19 protein-coding genes are annotated in these 21,179 nt (G+C 67.8%); 9 read left to right on the forward strand and 10 right to left on the reverse strand.

Features of this window, described 5'->3' with window-relative positions; all coding sequences use genetic code 11:
• Positions 1-32: 32 nt before the first annotated feature.
• Entirely contained in the window at positions 33-821 is a 789-nt protein-coding gene (locus tag N0B71_RS07880) for an SDR family NAD(P)-dependent oxidoreductase (protein WP_259758198.1), read from the reverse strand.
• 127 nt (positions 822-948) lie between these two features.
• On the opposite strand from N0B71_RS07880, the gene N0B71_RS07885 reads away from it, so the two are divergent.
• From N0B71_RS07885 to N0B71_RS07910, 6 genes are all read left to right on the forward strand, one after another.
• Positions 949-2,343 carry an aspartate aminotransferase family protein gene (locus tag N0B71_RS07885; protein WP_259758199.1) on the forward strand — a complete coding sequence of 465 codons (1,395 nt, stop codon included), beginning with the start codon at positions 949-951 and terminating at the stop codon, positions 2,341-2,343.
• A gap of 147 nt (positions 2,344-2,490) precedes the next feature.
• Positions 2,491-3,858 carry a glutamine synthetase family protein gene (locus tag N0B71_RS07890; RefSeq protein WP_259758200.1) on the forward strand — a complete coding sequence of 456 codons (1,368 nt, stop codon included), beginning with the start codon at positions 2,491-2,493 and terminating at the stop codon, positions 3,856-3,858.
• Between the two features lie 349 nt (positions 3,859-4,207).
• The gene (locus tag N0B71_RS07895) at positions 4,208-4,966 is read left to right on the forward strand and encodes an SDR family NAD(P)-dependent oxidoreductase (RefSeq protein ID WP_259758201.1); all 759 of its coding nucleotides are present in this window, start codon (positions 4,208-4,210) and stop codon (positions 4,964-4,966) included.
• Positions 4,967-5,170: 204 nt separating this feature from the next.
• Positions 5,171-5,650: an acyl-CoA thioesterase gene (locus N0B71_RS07900; protein WP_017521492.1), complete on the forward strand. Its 480-nt coding sequence runs from the start codon at positions 5,171-5,173 to the stop codon at positions 5,648-5,650.
• Between the two features lie 209 nt (positions 5,651-5,859).
• Positions 5,860-7,563, forward strand: a complete 1,704-nt coding sequence (gene ybaL, locus N0B71_RS07905; RefSeq protein ID WP_259758203.1) for a YbaL family putative K(+) efflux transporter — start codon at positions 5,860-5,862, stop codon at positions 7,561-7,563.
• Positions 7,564-7,567: 4 nt separating this feature from the next.
• Complete coding sequence (locus tag N0B71_RS07910) at positions 7,568-8,152, forward strand: YqaA family protein (protein ID WP_024766834.1); 585 nt, start codon at positions 7,568-7,570, stop codon at positions 8,150-8,152.
• Positions 8,153-8,451: 299 nt separating this feature from the next.
• Here N0B71_RS07910 and pdxY read toward each other — a convergent pair whose 3' ends face one another.
• Complete coding sequence (pdxY, locus tag N0B71_RS07915) at positions 8,452-9,321, reverse strand: pyridoxal kinase PdxY (RefSeq protein ID WP_259758204.1); 870 nt, start codon at positions 9,319-9,321, stop codon at positions 8,452-8,454.
• Between the two features lie 147 nt (positions 9,322-9,468).
• On the opposite strand from pdxY, the gene N0B71_RS07920 reads away from it, so the two are divergent.
• Entirely contained in the window at positions 9,469-9,933 is a 465-nt protein-coding gene (locus N0B71_RS07920; RefSeq protein ID WP_442964670.1) for a DUF3301 domain-containing protein, read from the forward strand.
• A 6-nt stretch (positions 9,934-9,939) separates the two neighbouring features.
• Here N0B71_RS07920 and N0B71_RS07925 read toward each other — a convergent pair whose 3' ends face one another.
• Both N0B71_RS07925 and N0B71_RS07930 read right to left on the reverse strand, forming a co-directional pair.
• A complete protein-coding gene (locus N0B71_RS07925) occupies positions 9,940-10,329 on the reverse strand; it encodes a DUF7079 family protein (RefSeq protein ID WP_259758206.1) in 390 nt (129 codons plus the stop codon).
• Entirely contained in the window at positions 10,326-11,204 is an 879-nt protein-coding gene (locus N0B71_RS07930; RefSeq protein WP_259758207.1) for an alpha/beta fold hydrolase, read from the reverse strand. Before N0B71_RS07930 ends, N0B71_RS07925 begins: the two co-directional genes overlap by 4 nt.
• 119 nt (positions 11,205-11,323) lie before the next feature.
• Between N0B71_RS07930 and N0B71_RS07935 the strand changes: the two genes are divergently transcribed.
• Together N0B71_RS07935 and N0B71_RS07940 are read left to right on the forward strand one after the other, a co-directional pair.
• Positions 11,324-13,087 (forward strand): sensor histidine kinase, encoded by a 1,764-nt coding sequence (locus N0B71_RS07935; protein WP_259758208.1) that lies wholly within the window; start codon positions 11,324-11,326, stop codon positions 13,085-13,087.
• Entirely contained in the window at positions 13,084-14,418 is a 1,335-nt protein-coding gene (locus N0B71_RS07940) for a sigma-54-dependent transcriptional regulator (RefSeq protein WP_259758209.1), read from the forward strand. Before N0B71_RS07935 ends, N0B71_RS07940 begins: the two co-directional genes overlap by 4 nt.
• On the opposite strand, the gene N0B71_RS07945 is transcribed toward N0B71_RS07940, so the two are convergent.
• The 6 genes from N0B71_RS07945 to N0B71_RS07970 form a co-directional block, all read right to left on the reverse strand.
• Positions 14,400-15,404, reverse strand: a complete 1,005-nt coding sequence (locus tag N0B71_RS07945) for a hypothetical protein (protein ID WP_259758210.1) — start codon at positions 15,402-15,404, stop codon at positions 14,400-14,402. The two genes, N0B71_RS07940 and N0B71_RS07945, sit on opposite strands and share 19 nt — an antisense overlap.
• Positions 15,405-15,792: 388 nt before the next feature.
• Complete coding sequence (locus tag N0B71_RS07950; protein WP_259758211.1) at positions 15,793-15,987, reverse strand: hypothetical protein; 195 nt, start codon at positions 15,985-15,987, stop codon at positions 15,793-15,795.
• 181 nt (positions 15,988-16,168) lie between these two features.
• A complete protein-coding gene (locus N0B71_RS07955) occupies positions 16,169-17,104 on the reverse strand; it encodes a LysR family transcriptional regulator (RefSeq protein ID WP_259758212.1) in 936 nt (311 codons plus the stop codon).
• 389 nt (positions 17,105-17,493) lie between these two features.
• The gene (locus N0B71_RS07960) at positions 17,494-18,198 is read right to left on the reverse strand and encodes an NAD(P)H-dependent oxidoreductase (RefSeq protein WP_259758213.1); all 705 of its coding nucleotides are present in this window, start codon (positions 18,196-18,198) and stop codon (positions 17,494-17,496) included.
• A gap of 287 nt (positions 18,199-18,485) precedes the next feature.
• A complete protein-coding gene (locus N0B71_RS07965; protein WP_259758214.1) occupies positions 18,486-19,904 on the reverse strand; it encodes an aldehyde dehydrogenase family protein in 1,419 nt (472 codons plus the stop codon).
• Complete coding sequence (locus tag N0B71_RS07970) at positions 19,897-21,087, reverse strand: pyridoxal phosphate-dependent aminotransferase (protein ID WP_259758215.1); 1,191 nt, start codon at positions 21,085-21,087, stop codon at positions 19,897-19,899. Before N0B71_RS07970 ends, N0B71_RS07965 begins: the two co-directional genes overlap by 8 nt.
• Between the last annotated feature and the right edge of the window lie 92 nt (positions 21,088-21,179).

Raw genomic sequence — 21,179 nt, forward strand, 5'->3', positions numbered from 1 at the left:
GAAGGTGAGGCTGCAGTCGTGTTGCATCGTGCTTATCCCTTGTTTTCGATCAGACAGTTGCCGCCGTCCACCACCAGCACTTCGCCGGTGATGTAGCTGGCGTCGGGCGAGGCCAGGAAGGCGATGGCCGCGGCCACCTCCTCCGGTCGCCCGGATCGGCCGAGCGGCGTACGCCGGCCGGCCTGGATTTCTTCCTCGCTGCTGGAACCGGTGGCGATCCAGCCCGGCGCCACGCTGTTGACCGTCACCCCGCGGCGCGCCACTTCCAGCGCCAGGCCCATGCTCATGCCGAGCATCCCGGCCTTGGCCGCGCTGTAGGCGGACTCGCCCGGATTGCTGGCGCGCACGCCGGTGGTGGAACTGACGTTGACGATGCGCCCGTAGCCGCGCTCCAACATGCCCGGCAACAGCGCGCGGGTCAGCAGGAAGGCGCTGGTCAGGTTACGCGCCAGCGACAGGTTCCAGGTCGCCAGGTCCATCGCCGCCAGCTCGGCGAAGGGTTCCGGGCTGCCCTGCATGGCCATGCCGGCGTTGTTCACCAGCACGTCGACCCTTCCCCATTGCGCCTGCGCCCAGTCGGCCAGCGTGGCCACATCGGCTTCGCAGGTGAGGTCGGCCGGCAGCGCGCGCGCCTCGTAGCCTTCGGCGCACAGCGCCTGCGCCCGCTGCAGGACGCGCTCGCTGCTGGCCGTCAACAGCAGCTTGGCGCCGTGCCGGGCGAGGCGGCGAGCGCTGGCGAAACCGATGCCGGACTCGCTGCCGGCGCCGCTGACCAGGGCGACCTGGCCGGCCCAGGCAGTGGTGCTCGTGATGTCATTCATGGATTCGCTCACACTCTGTGATCACAGAATTCACTGTGATCCAGATTATCAGGCAGCTAACAGCCTGTATTGACTTTTTTGTGATCACAAATGGAAGATGTGCGAAAAAACACACGAGGTGTGCAACATGACCGCCAGCGGAATCGCCCAACAGGCCGTGGATCTCTTCACGGCCCGCGAGCGCCAGCGCTTCCTGGAACAGAACCCCAAATCCGTCGCCCTCGCCAAGCGTGCGCACCAGTCGCTGTACGCCGGCGTGCCGATGCACTGGATGGCCGACTGGTCCACGCCCTGCCCGCTGTTCGTCGAGCGCGCCCAGGGCGCCCGCTTCTATGACGTCGACGGCCATGACTACGTGGACTTCTGCCTGGGCGACACCGGCAGCATGTTCGGCCACTCCCCCGCGCCGATCGCCCGCGCCCTCGCCGAGCAGGGCGCGCGCGGCCTGACCACCATGCTGCCGGGCGAAGACGCCGTGGTCTGCGGCGAACTGCTCGCCGCGCGCTTCGGCCTGCCGTACTGGCAGGTGACCGCCACCGCCACCGACTCCAACCGCTACGTGCTGCGCTGGGCTCGCGCGGTGACCCGGCGCAAGACGCTGCTGGTATTCGACGGCTGCTACCACGGCACCGTGGACGACGTGATGGTGCGCTACCGCGACGGCGAAACCGTGCACCGCTCCGGCCTGGTCGGCCAGGCCTACGACCTGACCCAGCACAGCCGCTCCATCCCCTTCAACGACGTGGCCGCGCTGGAAGCCGCGCTGGCCCAGGGCGACGTCTGCGCCCTGCTGTGCGAGCCGGCGATGACCAACATCGGCATGGTTCTGCCCGATCCGGGCTTCATGCAGAAGTGCCGCGAGCTGACCCGCAAGTACGGCTCGTTGCTGATCATCGATGAAACCCACACCATCTCCACCAACATCGGCGGCTGCACGAAGCTGTGGAACCTCGACCCGGACTTCTTCGTGGTCGGCAAGCCGATCGCCGGCGGCGTGCCCTGCGGCATCTTCGGCTGCAGCGCGGAGATGGCCGAACGCATGGCCGCCTCGCGCAAGACCGCCCAGGAAGACAGCCATGGCCACGGCCACAGCGGCATGGGCACCACGCTCTCGGCCAACGCCCTGGCCATGCACTGCATGCGCGCCAACCTGGAGCAGGTGATGACCCAGGCGGCCTACGACCACATGCTGCCGCTGGCCAAGCGCCTGGCCGACGGCTTCCGCCGGCTGATCGCCAAGCACGGGCTGAAGTGGTCGGTGACCGAGCTGGGCGCGCGCAGCGAGTTCCAGTTCTGCCCCGTCTCGCCGCGCACCGGCGCCGAGGCCGAAGCGGCCTTCCACGACGAGCTGCAGATGGCCCTGCACCTGTACCTGATCAACCGCGGCATCCTCATCACACCGTTCCACAACATGACCCTGTGCTGCCCGGACACCACCGCCGCCGACGTCGACCGCCTGATCGAGACCCTCGATGCCGGCATCACAGAGCTGCTGGCGATTCCTGGCGCGCGTGAGGCCTGATCGACACCTGACCCTGTAGGAGCGAGGGGGACGCCCAGTTCTTGCTCGCGAACGTTCTCCTGCGGGTCCGCAGCGGAGCTGGTTCGCGAGCAAGCTCGCTCCTACGAAGAGCACATACTCCGGCGCACCGCGCCACCGAGGACCACCATGCAATTCGCCGATCGAAAGGAAGCCGAAGCCTTCCTCGCCGCGCACCCGGAGGTGCGCAGCATCGAACTGTTCATCATCGACGCCAACGGCATCCCGCGCGGCAAGCTGCTGCACCGCGACGAGCTGCTGGCGATCTACGACAATGGTCGCCCGCTGCCCAGCTCGATCCTCGCGCTGACCGTGCAGGGCGAGGACGTCGAAGGCACCGGGCTGGTCTGGGAAGTAGCCGACGCCGACTGCTGGACCTACCCGCTGCCCGGCAGCCTGACCCTGCAGCCCTGGCGCGCCAGCCCCACCGGCCAGTTGCAGGTGAGCATGCACCCGACCCAGGGCCTGCCCGCCACGCCGGCCGACCCGCGCCAGGCGCTGTCGCGCGTGGTCGACCGGCTCAAGGCCGACGGCTTCCACCCGGTGATGGCGGTGGAGCTGGAGTTCTACCTGCTGGACAAGCAGCGCGACGCCCACGGTCGCCCGCAGCCGGCGCTGCAGATGAACGGCATCCGCCCGGAGGCGCCGCAGGTCTATGGCGTCTACGAGCTGGAGCAATTGCAGCCGTTCCTCGACGATCTCTGCGCCGCCTGCGAAGTCCAGGGCCTGCCGGTGCGCACGGCGATTTCCGAGTACGCGCCGGGCCAGGTCGAGCTGACCCTGGAGCACCGCTTCGACGTGATGCAGGCCATCGACGAAGGCGTGCGCTACAAGCGCCTGGTGAAGGGCGTGGCGAACAAGCACGGGCTGCAGGCCTGCTTCATGGCCAAGCCGTTCGGCGACCGCGCCGGCTCCGGCATGCACCTGCACGTCAGCCTGGCCGATGCGCAGGGCAACAACCTCTACGCCAGCGAAGACATTCACGGCACTCCGCTGCTGCGCCACTCCATCGGCGGCATGATGGCGCGGTTGCTCGATTCCCTGGCGATCTTCTGCCCCAACGCCAACTCCTTCCGCCGCTTCCAGGCCAACAGCTATGCACCGCTGGCCAAGAGCTGGGGCGTGAACAACCGCACCGTGTCGTTCCGCGTACCCGGCGGCCCGGCGAAAAGCCGGCACATCGAGCACCGCATCTGCGGCGCCGACGCCAACCCGTACCTGGCGGCGGCGGCGATCCTCGCGGCGATCCACGAGGGCATCCGCGAGCAGATCGACCCCGGCGCGCCCATCGTCGGCAACGGCTACGAGCAGGCCACCGAATTCCTCCCCACCGACTGGCTCACCGCGCTGCGCGCGCTGGAGGCTTCCAGCTGGGCCCGCGAGGCGCTGGGCGAGGACTTCCTCAAGGTGTTCCTGGCGATCAAGTGGGAGGAGTACCGCCAGTTCATGGGCGAAGTGGGCGAGCAGGACTGGCGCTGGTACCTGCATCACGCGTAATGGGTGGCTCAGCGCCTGGGCTGCCCCCTCACCCCAGCCCTCTCCCTCAGGGAGAGGGGGCCGTCCGTGCCGGCTGATAGCGCAGTCTCATCACGCGCCATTGAGTCCCCTCTCCCTCCGGGAGAGGGTTAGGGTGAGGGGCTTTTGATCTTGCCGCTGACTCGACCTGTTCAACTCACCCACTGACACACGACAGCCTTACGAAAAATTTACCCTGTCAGACTGAAGAATCTGGTCTTTTCTTGGTCTGTAATTGCACGGGGCGCAGACGCGCTTCGTGATCAACGCGGCGCCGCCGGTACTGCCTGCCGGCCGCCGTGCTCTCTCAGGCAGGGAGAACCCGTAGACAATGAGCACTCCCGTCGTACTGATCACCGGCGCCGCCGGTGGCCTCGGAAAAGCCATCGCCAAACGTTTCGCCCAAAGCCACTGGCGCATCGCCGCAACCGACGTGGACAAAGCTGGCCTGCATGCGCTCAACGCCCAGGTGCCGCTGGATGCCACCGCCGTTGGCGACCTGCGACGCGCCGACAACTGCCACAGCCTGATCTCCGACATCCTCGCCCGCACCGGCCGCCTCGACGCCCTGGTGAACGCCGCCGGCGTCTGGCGCGAAGGCCCGGTGGAAGACTTCAACGAAGACGACTTCGACCTGGTCATGGGCGTGAACCTCAAGGCCGCCTTCTACATGTGCCAGGCGGCGACGCCCTACCTGAAGGAAAACCACGGCTGCATCGTCAACATCTCCAGCGATTCCGGCCGCCAGGCCTATCGTGGCTCCGCGGCCTACTGCGCGAGCAAGGCGGCGCTGACCATGCTCACCCGCACCCTGGCGCTGGAGCTGGCCGAATCCGGCGTGCGGGTCAACGCCATCTCCCCGGCGGACATCGCCACACCGATGCTCGACTACCAGGCCGAGCGCTACGGCCAGGGCAACCCCGCGGCCTACAAGCTGGCGCTGCTGAGAGATTATCCACAGGGCAAGGTGGCGCGCTTCATTCGCCCCGAGGAAGTCGCCGAGCTGGTCTGGTACCTGTGCAAGCCGGAATCCGAAGCCATCACCGGCGCGGACCTGGCCATCGACTTCGGCCTCTCCGCCGGGCGCTGAGCCGGCCAACCACGCAAACGGGCGACCCAGGGTCGCCCGTTTGCGTTGCGGGGCGTTGATCGCACGGCGGATAGACCGCTGGCGGAGGGCCCACTGGTGCCGGCCGCCAATCGGCGGTATAGAAAAAACTGTGTCGCCAGCCCCGCTCCGGTTGTCCAGAGTAAGGCCCTTTCCTTTTCCCAAGATGATTCCGAAGAGAATTCCATGGAACCTGGCAACCACCAGCTCAGCATGACCGTCCTGATGACCCCCGACATGGCCAACTTCTCCGGCAATGTCCACGGTGGCACCCTGCTCAAGTACCTCGACGAAGTCGCCTACGCCTGCGCCAGCCGTTACGCCGGCTACTACGTGGTGACCCTGTCGGTGGACCAGGTGATCTTCCGCCAGCCGATCCATGTCGGCGAGCTGGTCACCTTCCTCGCCTCGGTGAACTACACCGGCCGCACCTCCATGGAGATCGGCGTGAAGGTGGTCACCGAGAACATCCGGGAAAAATCCGTGCGCCACACCAACAGCTGCTTCTTCACCATGGTGGCGCTGGATGACGAGCGCAAGCCGATCGAAGTGCCGCAGCTGGTGCCGCAGACCAAGGACGAGAAGCGTCGTTTCGCCCAGGCCCAGCAGCGTCGGCAAATTCGCCAGGAGCTGGAACAGCGCTACGCCGAGCTTCGCCACGAATGACGGACGTTCACGACATTTCCTGAAAAGAAATCCCGCGTGTCGCGGAAATTTCCTAATGCGTCAACAGGTTACCCTTGCGTGAAAGCAAGGTAGGAATTCATTACTACGCCTAGACTTTTCATACGCGGGTTTGCCCCCGTGACCCACCGTCGAGCGACCCGGTGCTGATGCGCAGTCCGGTCGCTCCCTGAGTGCCCGGAGCCCAGACCATGCATCACACCCCGCTACTGACCACCCTCGCCGTCGGCTTCGTGCTGGCCTTCGTCCTCGGCGCCCTGGCCAACCGCCTGCGTATCTCGCCACTGGTGGGCTACCTGCTCGCCGGCGTGCTGGCCGGCCCCTTCACCCCCGGCTACGTCGCCGACCAGGCGCTGTCCACGGAGATCGCCGAACTGGGCGTGATCCTGCTGATGTTCGGCGTCGGCCTGCACTTCTCGCTTAAAGACCTGCTCTCGGTGAAAGCCATCGCCATCCCCGGTGCGGTGGTGCAGATCGGCGTCGCCACCCTGCTCGGCCTGGGCCTGGCCTGGATGATGGGCTGGAACTTCGGCGGCGGCCTGGTGTTCGGCCTCGCGCTGTCGGTGGCCAGCACCGTGGTATTGCTGCGCGCGCTGGAGCAGCGCCAGCTGATCGACACCAAGCGCGGGCGCATCGCCATCGGCTGGCTGATCGTCGAGGACCTGGCCATGGTCCTCACCCTGGTGCTGCTGCCGGCGCTGGCCGGCTCCCTGGGCGGCACCTCCGACGGCAATGAGGGCGGCCTGCTGATGCCGATCCTGCTGACCCTGGGCAAGGTCGCCGCCTTCGTCGCGGTGATGATCCTCGGCGGCCGGCGCATCGTGCCCTGGGCCCTGGAGCGCGTGGCCAAGACCGGCTCGCGTGAGCTGTTCACCCTGGCCGTGCTGGCCATCGCCCTGGGCATCGCCTACGGCTCGGCGGTGGTCTTCGGCGTGTCCTTCGCCCTGGGCGCATTCTTCGCCGGGATGATCCTCAACGAGTCCGAACTCAGCCACGAAGCCGCCGAGAACTCGCTGCCGCTGCGCGACGCCTTCGCCGTGCTGTTCTTCGTCTCGGTCGGCATGCTGTTCAACCCGGCCATCCTGATCCACGAGCCGCTGCCGGTGCTGGCGACCTTCCTGGTGATCGTCTTCGGCAAGTCGGTGGCGGCGTACATCATCGTGCGCATGTTCGGCCATCCCAACAGCACCGCACTGACCATTGCCGCCAGCCTGGCGCAGATCGGCGAGTTCTCCTTCATCCTGGTCGGCCTGGGCGTGACCCTGAACCTGCTGCCCGAAGCCGGCCGCGACCTGGTGCTGGCAGGGGCGATCCTGTCGATCCTGGTCAACCCGCTGCTGTTCATCGCCATCGACCGCCTGCAGGCACGCCAGGAGCAGAAGGCCGAGGGCGAGCCCGGCGTGGTCCAGGTGGAAGCCCAGGACCTGCCGCCGCCGGTACTGGAAGAGAACCACGCGATCCTCATCGGCCACGGCCGCGTCGGCGCGCTGGTCAGCGAGCGCCTGCGCCAGGACAAGGTCCCGCTGGTGGTGATCGAGGACAAGCGCGAAAAAGCCACCGAACTGCGCGAGCATGGCCTCTGCGTGGTGGTGGGCAACGCCGCCAATCCCGAGGTGCTGGCCCAGGCCAACATCACCTCGGCGCGCTGGCTGCTGATCGCCATCCCCAACGGCTTCGAGGCGGGGACCATCGCCAGCCACGCACGGGCGATCAACCCGAACCTGGACATCATCGCCCGCGCCCACTTCGATGCCGAGGTGGACTACCTGGAACAGAACGGCGCCAACCTGGTGATCATGGGCGAACGGGAAATCGCCCGCGGCATGGCCCTGCGCGTGGAGCGCCAGGACGCCGCGCCGGCGGCCAGCGACGACCACCTGCCGCAGTCGGCCTGACGCCATGCTGCGCCGGCTGTACGACTGGACCATGCGCCTGGCGGGGCATCCGCGGGCGGAGCTGGCGCTGGGCGGGGTGACCTTCGCCGAGAGTTCGTTCTTTCCCATCCCGCCGGACGCGCTGCTGGTGCCCATGGTGCTGGCCAACCGCGCCAAGGCCTGGCGCTATGCGGCGATCTGCATCGTCAGCTCGGTGCTGGGCGGCATCGCCGGCTACTTCATCGGCCTGCTGCTGTTCGAGACGGTGGGGCAGGCGATCCTGGCCTTCTACGGCCTGCAGGAGAACTTTGCCGAGGTCGCCGAGCGCTACAACGAACTGGGCTGGCTGATGGTGCTGCTGGGGGGCGGGTTCACGCCGTTGCCGTACAAGCTGATCACCCTCACCAGCGGCGTGACGCAGCTCGACCTGGTGCTGTTCATCGCGCTAAGCGTGGTGGCGCGCACCCTGCGCTTCGCCGCCACCTGCGCCCTGCTGTTCTGGGCGGGCCCGGCGCTGCGCGAGGCCATCGAGAAGCGCCTGGGCCTGGCCTTCGGCCTGCTCACCGCGATGGTGGTGGGCGGATTGCTGCTGGGCAAGTACATGCTCTGAGCCAAGGGCTCTTCGTAGGAGCGAGCTTGCTCGCGAACAGATCAGCCGGCAGCTCTGGCGCTAGGCCGTTCGCGAGCAAGCTCGCTCCTACAGGTCAGGTTCCGGCGCAAGGGCTTGCCCTCTCCCCCGCCCTCTCCCTGAAGGGAGAGGGAGTCGTTTGGCGTCAGGCAGCTCCACAGAGTCAGCCGGCGAGCTTCTGGCTGTTCTGCAGCTCAGGACTGTCCCCTGTAGGAGCGGGCCATGCCCGCGATCGCGCGCATGGCGCGCTCCTTAAAGGGAGCACCAACGCGCGGCTCAGCTCACCCCAGCTTCACCGCCTCGAACTTCACCCGCGGGTGGGCGATGCGGTCCTGGGCGCGCACCAGTTCCAGCTCGTAGCTGCCGCACGCCTGGGTTTCCAGCAGCACTTCGTGCACGGCGGCGGCGCAGAACTCGAAGGCGCTGCGCAGGTCGTCGCCCAGCAGCAGGCGGGCGAGGAACAGCCCGGAGGTCAGGTCGCCCACGCCCACCGGCTGGCGCGGGAAGGCCAGCAGCGGTCGGCGCAGGTGCCAGGTTTCGTCCTGGGTCACCAGCAGCATCTCGAAGGCGTCCGCCGGCTTGCCCGGGTAGTTCAGGTGCTTGACCAGGATGGCCTTCGGGCCGCGCGCCAGCAGGCCACGGGCCATCTGCGCGCAGTCGTCCAGGGAGGTCGGCTGGCGGTCGCAGAAGCTGTCCAGTTCCAACTGGTTCGGGCACAGGTAGTCGGCCACGGCGGCGGCTTCGTGGAGCAGGAACTCGCCGACTTCCGGAGCGACGATGCAGCCCTTCTCCGGGTGCCCCATCACCGGGTCGCACAGGTACACGGCACGCGGGTTCACCTCACGGATGCGGCGCACCACCTCGAGGATCGAGCGGCCCTGCGCCGCGCTGCCCAGGTAGCCCGAGAGCACCGCATCGCAGTTGCCCAGCTCGCCGATCGCGGCGATGCCATCCACCAGGGCGGGAATCTGTTCCGGCGGCAGCACCTGGCCCGTCCAGTGGCCATACTGGGTATGGTTGGAGAACTGCACGGTGTTCAGCGGCCAGACGTTCACCCCGACGCGGCGCATGGGAAACTCGGCGGCGCTGTTGCCGGCGTGGCCGAAGACGACGTGGGACTGGATGGCGAGAACGTGGGGAGTGCGCGGCATAACGGTGTCCTGCTACAGAATGGGGCAGTATGGGGCGCAATTCACAGGCTGTGAACATCCGGCCCTCGCCGCCCGGCGGCGGAGTGAGTAAGCTGGTGCGCCGTTTCCGAGGAAGCTGACGTGGACCTGGGCAATCTTTTCATCTTCATGCTGGTTGTCGCGGGCGCCGCCTGGTGGTGGCGCGCCCATGGCATCCGCGAGCGTGCGCTGGCGCTGGCCAAGCAGCACTGCGCGCGCCAGGGCGTGGAGCTGCTGGATGACGCCATGGCCCTGCAGCGTTTCCGCTTCCAGCGCGACGGCCGGGGCCACCTGCGCCTGGCCCGCGAATACGCCTTTGAGTTCACCGCCACCGGACAGGAGCGCTACGCCGGCACCATCGCCATGTTCGGCCAGCACCTGGGCCGCATCGAGCTGGCGCCCTTCCGCATGGAGCCCGAGCCACGCGCACCGGTATCGCCGGTCGCCACCTTCCACCCGGCGGCCGCGCCGGTGGACGAAGAGATCATCGACGCGGTGTTCGACGACACGCCCGCGCCGCCACGCCCCAAGGCCGACGTGGTGCGCCTGGACGAATGGCGCCGTGCGCATCAGGGCAAGAAGGTCGGCGACTGAGCCGGATCAGCTCGGATCGTCGTCGGTCCGTTCGCGGAGTTCGACGACTCGCGCCAGCACCTGGCGCAGGTGCGCATTCATCAGTGCGCCGACCGTCCGGCCGAGGAACCAGCACCGCCAGCGATAAAGGAAGTACGTGCGACGCTGCTGATTGCGCCGGCATTTCTCGAACAGCCAGTCGGCATCGAAGCCGGTCCACTCTCCCGCTGTCGCCAGGGCGTTCGGGTAAACCACCGGTACCACCTCCAGGCGATAGATGGCGTCCAGCTCGTCCAGGGAAAAACCGCTGACCGCGAGGGTCCGCGCGATGTAAGCGAGATCCGCTTCCGTCGGCTCGACATCCAGCCACAGCTCGGACAGCGCCAGCCAGACGGACTCGCGGGCCGGGTCGTTCATTCGTGGCCCAGCAGGAAGCGCGACACGCGCCCGGCGCTGTCTTCGGGGAATTCCTGCATGAAGCAGTGGCCGCCATCGACGCACTGGCCGCTCACCACCTTGTTCACTGCGCACCAGCGCGCCACCGACTTGGGCACGAACGGGTAGGTGCGCTCGCCGAACAGCACCTGGGTCGGCGTCACTACCTTGGTCAGCGACGGCCACAGGCGCTTGGGGAAGGAGCTGAAGATTTCCGCCTCGCGGCTGGGCCGGCACTTCAATTCCACGCCCGCCTCGGTGCGCTTCATCGCGTGCTCCACGTAGGCCCACAGCGCCGCATCCGTCCAGCCCTTGAAGATGCCGCGGCCGTGCAGGCCGGCGTAGGCCGCCTCGCGGTCCGGCCACTGGCTGCGCCGCCCGCGCGCCTTCTGCACCATGGTGCGGCGCTGGTGCAGGCCCAGCACTTCGGAGAGCGCCATCACGCCGATCATCGCCGGGGTGAACAGCACCGGGTCGAGCAGCACGGCGCGGCGGAACAGCTGCGGATGACGGCCGAGAATCAGGCTGGTGAGCACGCCGCCGAAACTGTGCCCAGCGGCGTAATGCGGCACGTCCCCGAACAACGGGCTGCCGGCCTGGAAGGCTTCCACTGCCATCTCGGCGTTGCGGTTCCAGCCATGGAAGCGCCCACCGTGGTCGCTGTCGCCGTGGCCCTGCACATCGCACAGCCAGAGGTCGAAATCCTCCGCCAGGACCTTGAGCATCGGCTCGTAGGCGCGGCCACAGAAGCCGTTGCCGTGCAGGAAGTGCAACAGCGGCTTGCCGCTGGGCTCGCTGCGCCAGCCGCGCAGGGTGAAACCGGCGGACCCTTCGTGGGTCCAGGACGACAACTGCATCGAACATCTCCGTAGGGATGAGTCCATCGGGACGCCGCAGAGTGTAGCGAGGCGGCGGGGCGCCGGACCAGCGCGCGGACGTGCTATTGTCGCCGACCGTTGGTCGAACCCCGTCGAACATGTCGCCTACCCGCCCCCTTCGCCTGCTGCTGATCTGCCTGCTCCTGCTGGCCGGGTTGATGCTGTCGGTGTTCTGGGCCGGCGAGGCGGCCCGGCACCGCGCCCTGCTCGCCGAAGCCGAAGCCGCCCATGAACAGCTGGGCCTCTACGCCAATTCGCTGCACACCCTGATCGAGCGCTTCCGCAGCATCCCCGCCGTGCTCGCGCTGGACCCGGAACTGCGCGCCGCCATGCGCGGCCCGGTGACCGGCGAGCTGCAGCACCGGCTCAACCTCAAACTCCAGGAAATCAACGGCGCCGCGCGCTCCTCGACCCTGGAGCTGCTGGACCACACCGGCCTCGCCGTGGCCGCCAGCAACTGGGACCTGCCCGTCAGCTACGTCGGCCACAACTACGGCTTCCGCCCCTACTTCCGCCAGACCATCGCCCAGGGCGCCGGGCGCTTCTATGCCGTCGGCGTGACCAGCGGGATTCCAGGCTACTTCCTGTCCAACGCGCTGCGCGACGACGACGGCCGTTTCCTCGGCGCCATCGTGGTCAAGCTCGAATTCCCCGACCTCGAACGCCAGTGGAGCCAGACTCCGGACGTGGTGCTGGTGAGCGACAGCAAGGGCGTGGTGTTCCTCGCCAACCATCCGCGCTGGCGCTACCGCGAACTGCGCCCGCTGGACGCCGTGGCCCGCGCGGAACTGGCCGACACGCGCCAGTACCACAAGCAGCCGCTCAGCGCCCTGCCACACCGGACGCTGGAAACCCTGGGCGAGCACGCGCGCATGGTCCGCGTCGACGGCCAGGACATCAGCGGCGACTACCTCTGGCAATCGGCCGGCCTGCCCGAAGACGACTGGACCCTGCACCTGCTGCGCAACCCCCACGGCGTGCAGTCCGATGTCACCAGCGCGCGCCTGGCCGCCGCCGGTGTCTGGCTGGCGCTGGTGTTCCTCGTGCTCTGGCTGCAGCAGCGGCGGCGTCTGGCGCGCCTGCGCCAGCGCAACCAGGAAGAGCTGGAGCGCCTGGTGGAACAGCGCACCGCCGCCCTGCGCACCGCCCAGGACGGCCTGGTGCAGGCCGCCAAGCTGGCCGCGCTGGGGCAGATGTCCGCCGCCCTGGCCCACGAGATCAACCAGCCGCTCACCGCCCAGCGCATGCAACTGGCCAGCGTGCGCCTGCTGCTCGATGCCGGCCGCCAGGACGACGCCCGCGCCGCGCTGGTGCGGGTCGACGAACTGCTCGAACGCATGGCCGCGCTCACCGGCCACCTGAAGACCTTTGCCCGCAAGACCCCCGGCGGCCTGCGCGAACGCATCGAACTGGGCCACGTGATCGAACAGGCGTTGCAACTGCTGGCCGTGCGCACCCGCGCCGAAGGCGTGGAGATCCGCCAGGAGCTCGACCTGCCCGCCTGGGTGCTGGGCGACGCGATCCGCCTGGAGCAGGTGCTGGTCAACCTGATCCGCAACGCCCTGGATGCCGTGGCCGCCACCGCGCAGCCAGAGATCCGCCTGACGCTTAAGCGCGACGGCGAGCACTGGTGCCTGGACGTCGCCGACAACGGCCCGGGCATCGACGAGGCGCACCTCGCCAGCGTCTTCGACCCCTTCTTCACCACCAAGCCGGTGGGCGAAGGACTGGGCCTGGGGCTGGCGGTATCCTATGGCATCGTCCACGAACTCGGCGGGCGACTCGACGCCGCCAACCAGCCCACCGGCGGCGCGGTGTTCCGCCTGAGCCTGCCGGCCGCCAGCGAAGACAGCAAACCATGAGCCAGACCATCCTCTTCGTCGATGACGAAGCCGCCATCCGCGACGCCGTGCAGCAGTGGCTGCAGCTTTCCGGCTTCGACGTGCGCCTGTGCAGCAGCGCGGACGACTGCCTGAAAAGCGTCGCCCGCGAACTGCCCAGCGTGGTCATCAGCGATGTGCGCATGCCCGGCACCGATGGCCTGGCCCTGCTCGAACGTTTGCAGCAACTCGACCGCGACCTGCCGGTGATCATGGTCACCGGCCACGGCGACGTGCCCATGGCGGTGCAGGCGATGCGCCAGGGCGCCTACGACTTCATCGAGAAACCCTTCACCCCCGAGCGCCTGCTCGACAGCCTGCGCCGCGCCCTGGAAAAGCGCCGGCTGGTGCAGGAGAACCGCCAGCTGCGCGAACAGGCGGCGCTCAAGGACCAGATCGAATCGCGCCTGCTCGGCGTCTCGCGGCCCATGGAAACCCTGCGCCGGCAGATCATGGCGCTGGCCGGCACGCCGGTGAACGTGCTGATCCGCGGCGAGACCGGCAGCGGCAAGGAGCTGGTCGCCCGCTGCCTGCACGACTTCGGCCCGCGCGCCGGCAAGCCCTTCGTCGCGCTGAACTGCGCGGCGATTCCCGAGCAGCTGTTCGAGACCGAACTGTTCGGCCACGAAAGCGGCGCCTTCACCGGCGCCCAGGGCAAGCGCATCGGCAAGCTGGAGCATTCCAACGGCGGCAGCCTGTTCCTCGACGAGATCGAGAGCATGCCGCTGGCCCAGCAGGTCAAGCTGCTGCGCGTGCTGCAGGAGCAGCAACTGGAGCGCCTGGGCTCCAACCAGAGCATCAAGGTGGACCTGCGGGTGATCGCCGCGACCAAGCCGGACCTGCTGGAAGAGGCCCGCGCCGGGCGCTTCCGCGAGGACCTGGTGTACCGCCTGAACGTCGCCGAACTGCGCCTGCCGCCGTTGCGCGAGCGTCGCGAGGACATTCCGCTGCTGTTCGAGCACTACGCGCTGCTGGCCAGCGAGAAATTCGCCCGCGAGGCCGCGCCGCTGTCGGCGACGGAACTGGCCCGCCTGCTCGCCCACGACTGGCCCGGCAACGTGCGCGAACTGGCCAACGCCGCCGAGCGCCACGTGCTCGGCCTGGACCGCGCGGAGCTGCCCATCGAGCCCGCCGGCAACGGCCTGTTCGAGCGCATGGAAGCCTACGAGGCGCAGTGCATCCGCCAGGCGCTGGCGCAGTGCAAGGGCGACATCAAGGCGGTGATGGAACTGCTCGGCCTGCCGCGCCGCACCCTCAACGAAAAGATGCAGCGCCATGGCCTAAGCCGCGGGGATTATTTGGGCGAGGATTGAGTCAGCTCGTCGGCGAAGAACCAGCCGGTGCACCAGCGCGCCAGCGGCCAGAGCAGCGCCAGCAGCAGGATCGCCGGCGGCACCAGGTACAGCGGCAGGCTATTGGAGTTGAGCGAGGTGTAGGCGGCGAAGGCTACCAGGATCGAGACCAGCACGATCGCCACGCCCCACAGCAGCAGCAACACCAGCGCGCAGCCTAGCACCCGGCCAGCACCGAAGCGCGAGACCTGCCGCGGCAGGCGCGTTTGCACCGCTGCCATGACGATGGCGAAGGGCAGCACACACCCGGCCAGCAGGAACACCGACTGCCAGCCGTCCGCGCTGCTGTACAGATAGAACGCCGCGTAGCTGAGCGCGACCAGCACCTTGTAGATCAGCGCGCTGAAACACAGTGCCACGCCCAGCGCCACTTGCCAGGACGGCAGCGCGCAGGCCTGGCCAGCCGCCAGCCGTTCGGAGCGCGAGCGCGCCAGGGACAGCACCACCCAGAGCGGCAGCAGGCAGCCCAGGGCCAGGCTGATCAGCGAATTGACCTGGCCGTACAACACCATCCAGAGGTTCCGGGTGTCCTGCTCGAACGCCCACTGGTAGAACGACACGCTCAGGTAGGACACCACCGTACTGACGACCATCGTGGTGATCAGGTAGGCCACGCCGAAGCCCACCAGCAACCCTGGCAGCGGCTGGAAGCGGGCGATGCCATGACGCTCGCGTTGATCGTGCACGACCAGCAGCACTGCCGCCGCGTAGAAAACCAGCCCGCCCAGCCAGGACCCCAGCATCGCCGGCAGGTACTGCGGCAGGCGTTCACGGAACGTGCCCAGGTCAGCGACCCACTGCACGGCGGTGCTGCCAAGAAGGACCACCGCCGCTGCCACGATCATCGCGGCGACGAACTGCAGGGGCTGGTTGCCGGCGGGTATTGCCGCTGCTGAGGGGGCGGTGAGCGGCGCGTGGGGTGTGGCGAAGGGATTATCGGTGGTCATCTCGGCATCCTTGTCGAATCCGGCCTGCGGCGCGGAGTTCGCCCAGCCTACCAGCCTGTCGACGCTTTTCCACCGGGCATAAAAAAAGGCCGCTGAAAGCAGCGGCCTTGAGACGGACGTCGATCTGGAGCAATCAAGAATCGACGTCGGGAAGCTTGCCGGCGGTGAGGCCGGGAACGGCGAGGCTGGAAAGCCGCGCTGTTGGGTCAAGTATATTGACCGAACGGACAAGGATACAGCGCGCCGCCAAGGAAAGACTGTTGCAACTTTTGTAAAAGTCGCAACGTCGCCGGCCCCCAACAGGTAAAAAAAACGCCGCATATCGTATGCGGCGCAAGGTGTTGAGAAGCCCGGCTCACGCTCCGAGCCTCCCGGGGGAAGCGGCCGATCAGGAATCGGCGCCGTTGCCAGTGGCGGCCTTGGCGGTCTGCTCGGCGGACGCGGCCTGCTGCTGGGCAATCACTGCTTCGTTGGCCTTGACCAGCTTGTTGGTCATCAGGCGCGATTCTTCGGCGAAGCTCAGCTGGGTGAAGGACAGCGAGCACACGGACAACAGGGCAGCAACATAAAGCGAACGGGACATGACGGTGATCCTTTCTGAACACCCGGTTGGGCGGGGTTGAAGAAAGGTTACGGCGCAACAGTGGGTAGAAAAATAGCTAGCTAACCAACAAAGCATTGCCTAAAAAGCAACAATCCGCTGCGATCGTCCGAGAACGCCGAGATAGAGCGGCTGCGACGATCCGCCACGCTAGCCCTTTGCCTTATGCCCAGTTGACGGGATCGTTGAGCGCTGCTTCGTCGTCCTCGAATACCCGCGGCAGTTCCGCCTTGAGGAACTCGACCCAGGTGCGGATCTTCGCGTCGAGGAAGCGCCGCGACGGATACAGCGCATAGATCTGCCGCACATGCAGGCTGTGCCGGGGCAGTACGCGCACCAGCGAACGGCGGCGCAGGGCGGGCGCGGCGACGTAGCTGGGCAGCAGGCAGATACCCATGCCGGCGGCGGCGGCGCCGGTCAGCGCCTCGGCGACATTGACCATGAAGGTGTCGCGCGGGCGGATCACGCTGGCCTCGTTGCCTTCCTCGAAGGCCCAGCCTTCGGGGAAGGTCGGGTCCTGCAGGCGCAGGCACTGGTGCTGGTGCAGGTCGGCGACGCTGGTCGGGGTGCCACGCCGCTTGAGGTACTCAGGGCTGGCGCAGAGCACGCTGTAGATGGTGCCCAGGGTCTGGGCGACGAATTCGGAGTCGGGCAGCTCACGGTCGCGGGTGATCACCACGTCCTGGCCTTCTTCGAGGATGTCCGGCTGGCGCTGGGCCAGGGTCAGCTCGATGTAGACCTCGGGAAAGGACTCGCAATAGCGCGAGATCAGCGGAATCAGGTGCTGCTGGCCGAGACCGGTGAGCGAGTGCACGCGCAGGCGGCCGCGGGGGTTGAGGTGCGCGCCGCTGGCCTCGGCTTCCGCTTCCTCGACGTCAGCGAGGATTTCCCGGCAACGCTGCAGGTAGCGCTCGCCGGTTTCGGTCAGCGCCAGCCGCCGCGTGGTGCGGTGCAACAGGCGAGCCTCGAGCTGGGACTCAAGGTCGGACACCACCCGCGACACCTGGGCGGTGGATAATCCCAGGGCATTGGCAGCGGCGGTGAAACTGCCGGCATCCACCACCCGGACGAATGCCCGCATTGCGTGAAGTACGTCCATGTTTCCCCCTGCCTGTTGATCTTGTTGTAGGCGCCTGTAGGAGACGACAACCATTGTTGTCCGCGCCGCAAAACTGAATCGCAGTATAGGGTCGTTTTTTGCCGATTGTTACCACGTATAGTGCCGGCCAGGTCGCTGCAGCAACGTTGGGCATACCAGGCTCATCGTACGGTCGCCGATACACCCATCGACGACCTTCTCCCCCGCGCGTATCCGCTGCAGCGACTGACTTTTTCTCCAGGGGCGGTCATCTGCGGGTGCCCGCCCTTTTTCGTTTCCCGGGCGCTTGCAGCCCCCTGTAGGAGCGAGCTTGCTCGCGAACCCGCTTCACTCCGGAGTCGCCGGGAATCTGTTCGCGAGCAAGCTCGCTCCTACAAGGGCAGAGCCGCTCAGCGCGGCAGCGGGTACAGGCGCTCGTCGAACTGGTCCAGGCGCACGAACGCCAGCGGCTGGTCGCTCTCCAGGTTTTGCAGGCGGTCCTGGTACTGGCGCAGGAAGTCCTGGCGCGCCTCGTTGCTGATGTAGGGCACGTGCCAGGCGACGAAGGGCGGCAGCACACTCATGCCGGTGTAGGCCAGGGTGCCGCGCAGGATCGGCCGCAGCATGTCTTCCAGGGGGCCGTGGATGGCGTCCTCGCCGAACATGTGGTCGCGCCCGCCGAGGGTCACGCTCACCAGGGCCTTCTTGCCGGCCAGGCCGCCCTGGTCGTAGAAGCGCTTGCCGCCGTAGCAGATGCCCGACACCAGCACGCGGTCGAACCAGCCCTTGAGAATGGCCGGCGCGGAGAACCAGTAGATCGGGAAGTTGAAGATCACCAGGTCCGCCCAGAGCAGCTTGTCCAGCTCGGCCTGGATGTCGGCGGCGAGGGTCCCGGCCTTGGCGCCTTCGCGCTGCTCCAGGGCGTAGACCAGGTACTCGGGGTTGGCGCGGGCGCCGAAGTCGGCGGCGCTGGCCACCGGGTTCCAGTTCATCGCGTAGAGGTCGGAGACCTGCACGTCATGGCCCTGGCCGCGCAGGGTTTCCTCGGCGAGCCGGTACAGCGCGGTGCTGAAGGATTGCGGTTCGTTGTGGGCGTGGACGATCAGTACGTTCATGGGGATTCCTGGCCAGAAAGTCGGTACTTGGGGGATCGGTGCGCTGGCTCGGCACCCTCTCCCCAGCCCTCTCCCTGAAGGGAGAGGGAGTCTTCGTGTTCATTCTTCAGCGCCATCTTCTGCGGACAGCACCGACGCGTTGTGGGTCCTGTGCCTGAGGCAGAAGCTTTGTTCGCCCGAAGCAGCGATTCTCCGCGCTCGCCGGCCAACTCCCATCCATTCGAAAACTCCGGACGGCCCCCTCTCCCTTCAGGGAGAGGGCTGGGGAGAGGGCGCTCTGCAGCCACTCAGAGTTGAATAGCCTTGAGCTCGACAAACTCGTGCAGGCCCTGCTCGCCCCATTCGCGGCCGTTGCCGGACTGCTTGTAGCCACCGAACGGCGCCCGGTAGTTGAACGCGCCACCGTTGACGAAGCATTGGCCGGCGCGCATCTGCCGGGCGAGGCGCAGGCCATCCTCACGGTCGCCCGCCCAGACGGCGCTGGACAGACCGAACGGCGAGTCGTTGGCGATGGCGATGGCTACTGCCTCGTCGGCGTAGGGAATCAGGCACAGCACCGGGCCGAAGATTTCCTCGCGGGCGATGCGCATCTGGTTGTTCACCCCGGCGAAGATGGTCGGCTGCACGTAGTGCCCGCGCTCCAGATGGGCCGGGCGCTCGGCGCCGCCGCAGACCAGCTGTGCGCCCTCTTCCAGGCCGACGCGGAGGTAATCGAGCACGGTACGGCGCTGGCCGGCCGAGCACATCGGGCCGAGGAAGCTGTCCGCGTCCAGCGGGTCGCCCATCTTCAGCGCCACGGCTTCGGAGCGCGCGATTTCCACGGCTTCGTCGTAGCGGCTGGCGGGCAGCAGCATGCGGGTCAGCGCGGTGCAGGTCTGCCCGGAGTTGATCATCACGTCCTGCACGCCATGGCGCACGGCGGCGGCGAGATCGGCATCGGCGGTGATCAGGAACGGCGACTTGCCGCCCAGCTCCAGGCATACGCGCTTGACCGTCGGCGCTGCGGCTTCGGAAACCTTGACGCCCGCGCCGGTGGAGCCGGTGAAGGACACCATGTCCACGTCCGGATGCCGCGCCAGCGCTTCGCCGACCTTGGAGCCGGGGCCGCTGACCAGGTTGAACACGCCGGCCGGCAGGCCGATGGCGTGGACCAGGTCGGCCAGCAGGAAGGCGTGCAGCGGGGTGTCCTGGCTCGGCTTGCAGACGACCGTGCAGCCGGCAGCCAGTGCCGGGGCGAGTTTGCCGATCAACTGGTGCAGCGGGTAGTTCCAGGGGTTGATGAAGGCGCAGACGCCCACCGCCTCCTTCACGATCAGCGAGTTGCCGACCTCGCGCACCTCGTCCATGTGCGCAGCCAGCTCGGCGTAGCTCTGCAGGCCCTCGATCGGCCCGTCGACCTGCACCATGCGGCACCACTGCACCGGCATGCCCAGCTCGGCAGTGATCAGCGCGGCCATCTCGTCGGCGCGCTTCTGCAGTTGTTCGGCCAGCGCGCGGATGTAGCCGGCACGCACGTGGGACGGCGTCTGCGACCATGCCGGGAAGGCCCGGCGGGCGGCGTCCACCGCGCGGTTCACGTCCGCCTCGCCGCCCAGCGGCACGCGGCCGACGCATTCCTCGGTGGCCGGGTTCTGCACCTCGGCCAGGCCCTGCCCCTGCGGCGCCACCCAGGCGCCATCGATGTAGAGATGCGTGCGGTCATGCATAGCGTTTTTCCTTGAGCAGTTCGGCGGCGCACAGAGCAATGCGGCGGCACGCTTCGCGCAGCGGTTCGGCGCCGAGCACCAGACCGAGGCGGATGTGTCCGGCGGCGCTGGGGCCGAAGGCTTCGCCGGCGAGCACGGAGACGCCGTGGCGATCCAGCAGCACATCAGCGAAGTCCTGGGCGGAGAGCCCGGTGGCGCGGATGTCCACCATCACGAACATGCCGCCGTCGGGGCGCAGGGCGCGCACGCCGACGCAATCGGCAAGGCAGTCGAGCACCAGGTCGCGGCGCTGGCGGTAGGCCTCGCGCATGGCTTCCAGTTCCGGCAGCTGGGCTTCCAGCGCGGTGCAGGCGGCGTCCTGGATGAAATCCGGCGAGCCGTAGAGCATGCACAGGGCGAGGTTTTCCAGGTGCGCGCAGAGCTCACGCGGGCCGACCACCCAGCCCACCCGCCAGCCGGTCATGGCGTGGGATTTCGACAGGCTGTTGAGCGTCGCGGTGCGCTCGGCCATGCCCGGCAGGCTGGCGGGGCTGATGTGCTCGCCGTCGAACAGCAACTCGCTGTAGACCTCGTCGGAAATCATCCACAGGTCATTGTTCACGCACAGCTCGGCCAGTTTTTCCCAGGTGGCGCGCGGCAGGCTGGCGCCGGAAGGGTTGTGCGGGCTGTTGATGGCCAGGGCGCGGGTGCGCGGGGTGATCAGCGCGGCAACGTCCTCGGCCTGCACGCGGAAGCCGTGCTCGGAACGCACCGACACCGGGATGACCTTGGCGCCGCAGGCACCGAACACCGCTTCGTAGGTGACGTACATCGGCTCGGCGACGATCACCTCGTCGCCCGGGTTGAGCACGCACTGCGCCACGGCGTACAGCGCGCACTGGGCGCCGGCCAGCACGACGACGTCGTCGGCGGTGACGGCCTGGCCGCTGCGCTGGGTGTGGCGGCGGGCGATGGCCTCGCGCAGCGAGCGCTTGCCGCGCACGTCGGCATAGTGGGTGTTGCCGGCCAGCAGGCTGTCGATGGCCGACTGCACGATGGGCACCGGCGTGTCGAAGTCCGGGTCGCCCACCGACAGCAGGAGGATGTCGTCGCCCTGCTCCATGCGCGCCAGGGCGCGGTAGTGGATGTCCCAGGCGGCAGCGCCGTCGCCGGCGATGCGTTGGGTGAAGTGTGAATATCGCATTCCATTCTCCTGAGCCTGTTCAAGGCCTGTCTGAGCGCCGCTCAGGCAAGGCGAAAGCAGGCGAAAAAGCGCAGTTTGGCGCGCCAAATGAG

This window comes from Pseudomonas sp. GCEP-101, assembly GCF_025133575.1.
GTDB classification, from domain to species: Bacteria; Pseudomonadota; Gammaproteobacteria; order Pseudomonadales; family Pseudomonadaceae; genus Pseudomonas; species Pseudomonas nitroreducens_B.

What these genes read in the sequence shown, in the direction of transcription:
- N0B71_RS07880 (WP_259758198.1), bottom strand. Translation starts at nt 821, where the DNA reads ATGAATGACATCACGAGCACCACTGCCTGGGCCGGCCAGGTCGCCCTG.
- N0B71_RS07885 (WP_259758199.1), top strand. Translation starts at nt 949, where the DNA reads ATGACCGCCAGCGGAATCGCCCAACAGGCCGTGGATCTCTTCACGGCC.
- N0B71_RS07890 (WP_259758200.1), top strand. Translation starts at nt 2,491, where the DNA reads ATGCAATTCGCCGATCGAAAGGAAGCCGAAGCCTTCCTCGCCGCGCAC.
- N0B71_RS07895 (WP_259758201.1), top strand. Translation starts at nt 4,208, where the DNA reads ATGAGCACTCCCGTCGTACTGATCACCGGCGCCGCCGGTGGCCTCGGA.
- N0B71_RS07900 (WP_017521492.1), top strand. Translation starts at nt 5,171, where the DNA reads ATGGAACCTGGCAACCACCAGCTCAGCATGACCGTCCTGATGACCCCC.
- ybaL (WP_259758203.1), top strand. Translation starts at nt 5,860, where the DNA reads ATGCATCACACCCCGCTACTGACCACCCTCGCCGTCGGCTTCGTGCTG.
- N0B71_RS07910 (WP_024766834.1), top strand. Translation starts at nt 7,568, where the DNA reads ATGCTGCGCCGGCTGTACGACTGGACCATGCGCCTGGCGGGGCATCCG.
- pdxY (WP_259758204.1), bottom strand. Translation starts at nt 9,321, where the DNA reads ATGCCGCGCACTCCCCACGTTCTCGCCATCCAGTCCCACGTCGTCTTC.
- N0B71_RS07920 (WP_442964670.1), top strand. Translation starts at nt 9,469, where the DNA reads ATGCTGGTTGTCGCGGGCGCCGCCTGGTGGTGGCGCGCCCATGGCATC.
- N0B71_RS07925 (WP_259758206.1), bottom strand. Translation starts at nt 10,329, where the DNA reads ATGAACGACCCGGCCCGCGAGTCCGTCTGGCTGGCGCTGTCCGAGCTG.
- N0B71_RS07930 (WP_259758207.1), bottom strand. Translation starts at nt 11,204, where the DNA reads ATGCAGTTGTCGTCCTGGACCCACGAAGGGTCCGCCGGTTTCACCCTG.
- N0B71_RS07935 (WP_259758208.1), top strand. Translation starts at nt 11,324, where the DNA reads ATGTCGCCTACCCGCCCCCTTCGCCTGCTGCTGATCTGCCTGCTCCTG.
- N0B71_RS07940 (WP_259758209.1), top strand. Translation starts at nt 13,084, where the DNA reads ATGAGCCAGACCATCCTCTTCGTCGATGACGAAGCCGCCATCCGCGAC.
- N0B71_RS07945 (WP_259758210.1), bottom strand. Translation starts at nt 15,404, where the DNA reads ATGACCACCGATAATCCCTTCGCCACACCCCACGCGCCGCTCACCGCC.
- N0B71_RS07950 (WP_259758211.1), bottom strand. Translation starts at nt 15,987, where the DNA reads ATGTCCCGTTCGCTTTATGTTGCTGCCCTGTTGTCCGTGTGCTCGCTG.
- N0B71_RS07955 (WP_259758212.1), bottom strand. Translation starts at nt 17,104, where the DNA reads ATGGACGTACTTCACGCAATGCGGGCATTCGTCCGGGTGGTGGATGCC.
- N0B71_RS07960 (WP_259758213.1), bottom strand. Translation starts at nt 18,198, where the DNA reads ATGAACGTACTGATCGTCCACGCCCACAACGAACCGCAATCCTTCAGC.
- N0B71_RS07965 (WP_259758214.1), bottom strand. Translation starts at nt 19,904, where the DNA reads ATGCATGACCGCACGCATCTCTACATCGATGGCGCCTGGGTGGCGCCG.
- N0B71_RS07970 (WP_259758215.1), bottom strand. Translation starts at nt 21,087, where the DNA reads ATGCGATATTCACACTTCACCCAACGCATCGCCGGCGACGGCGCTGCC.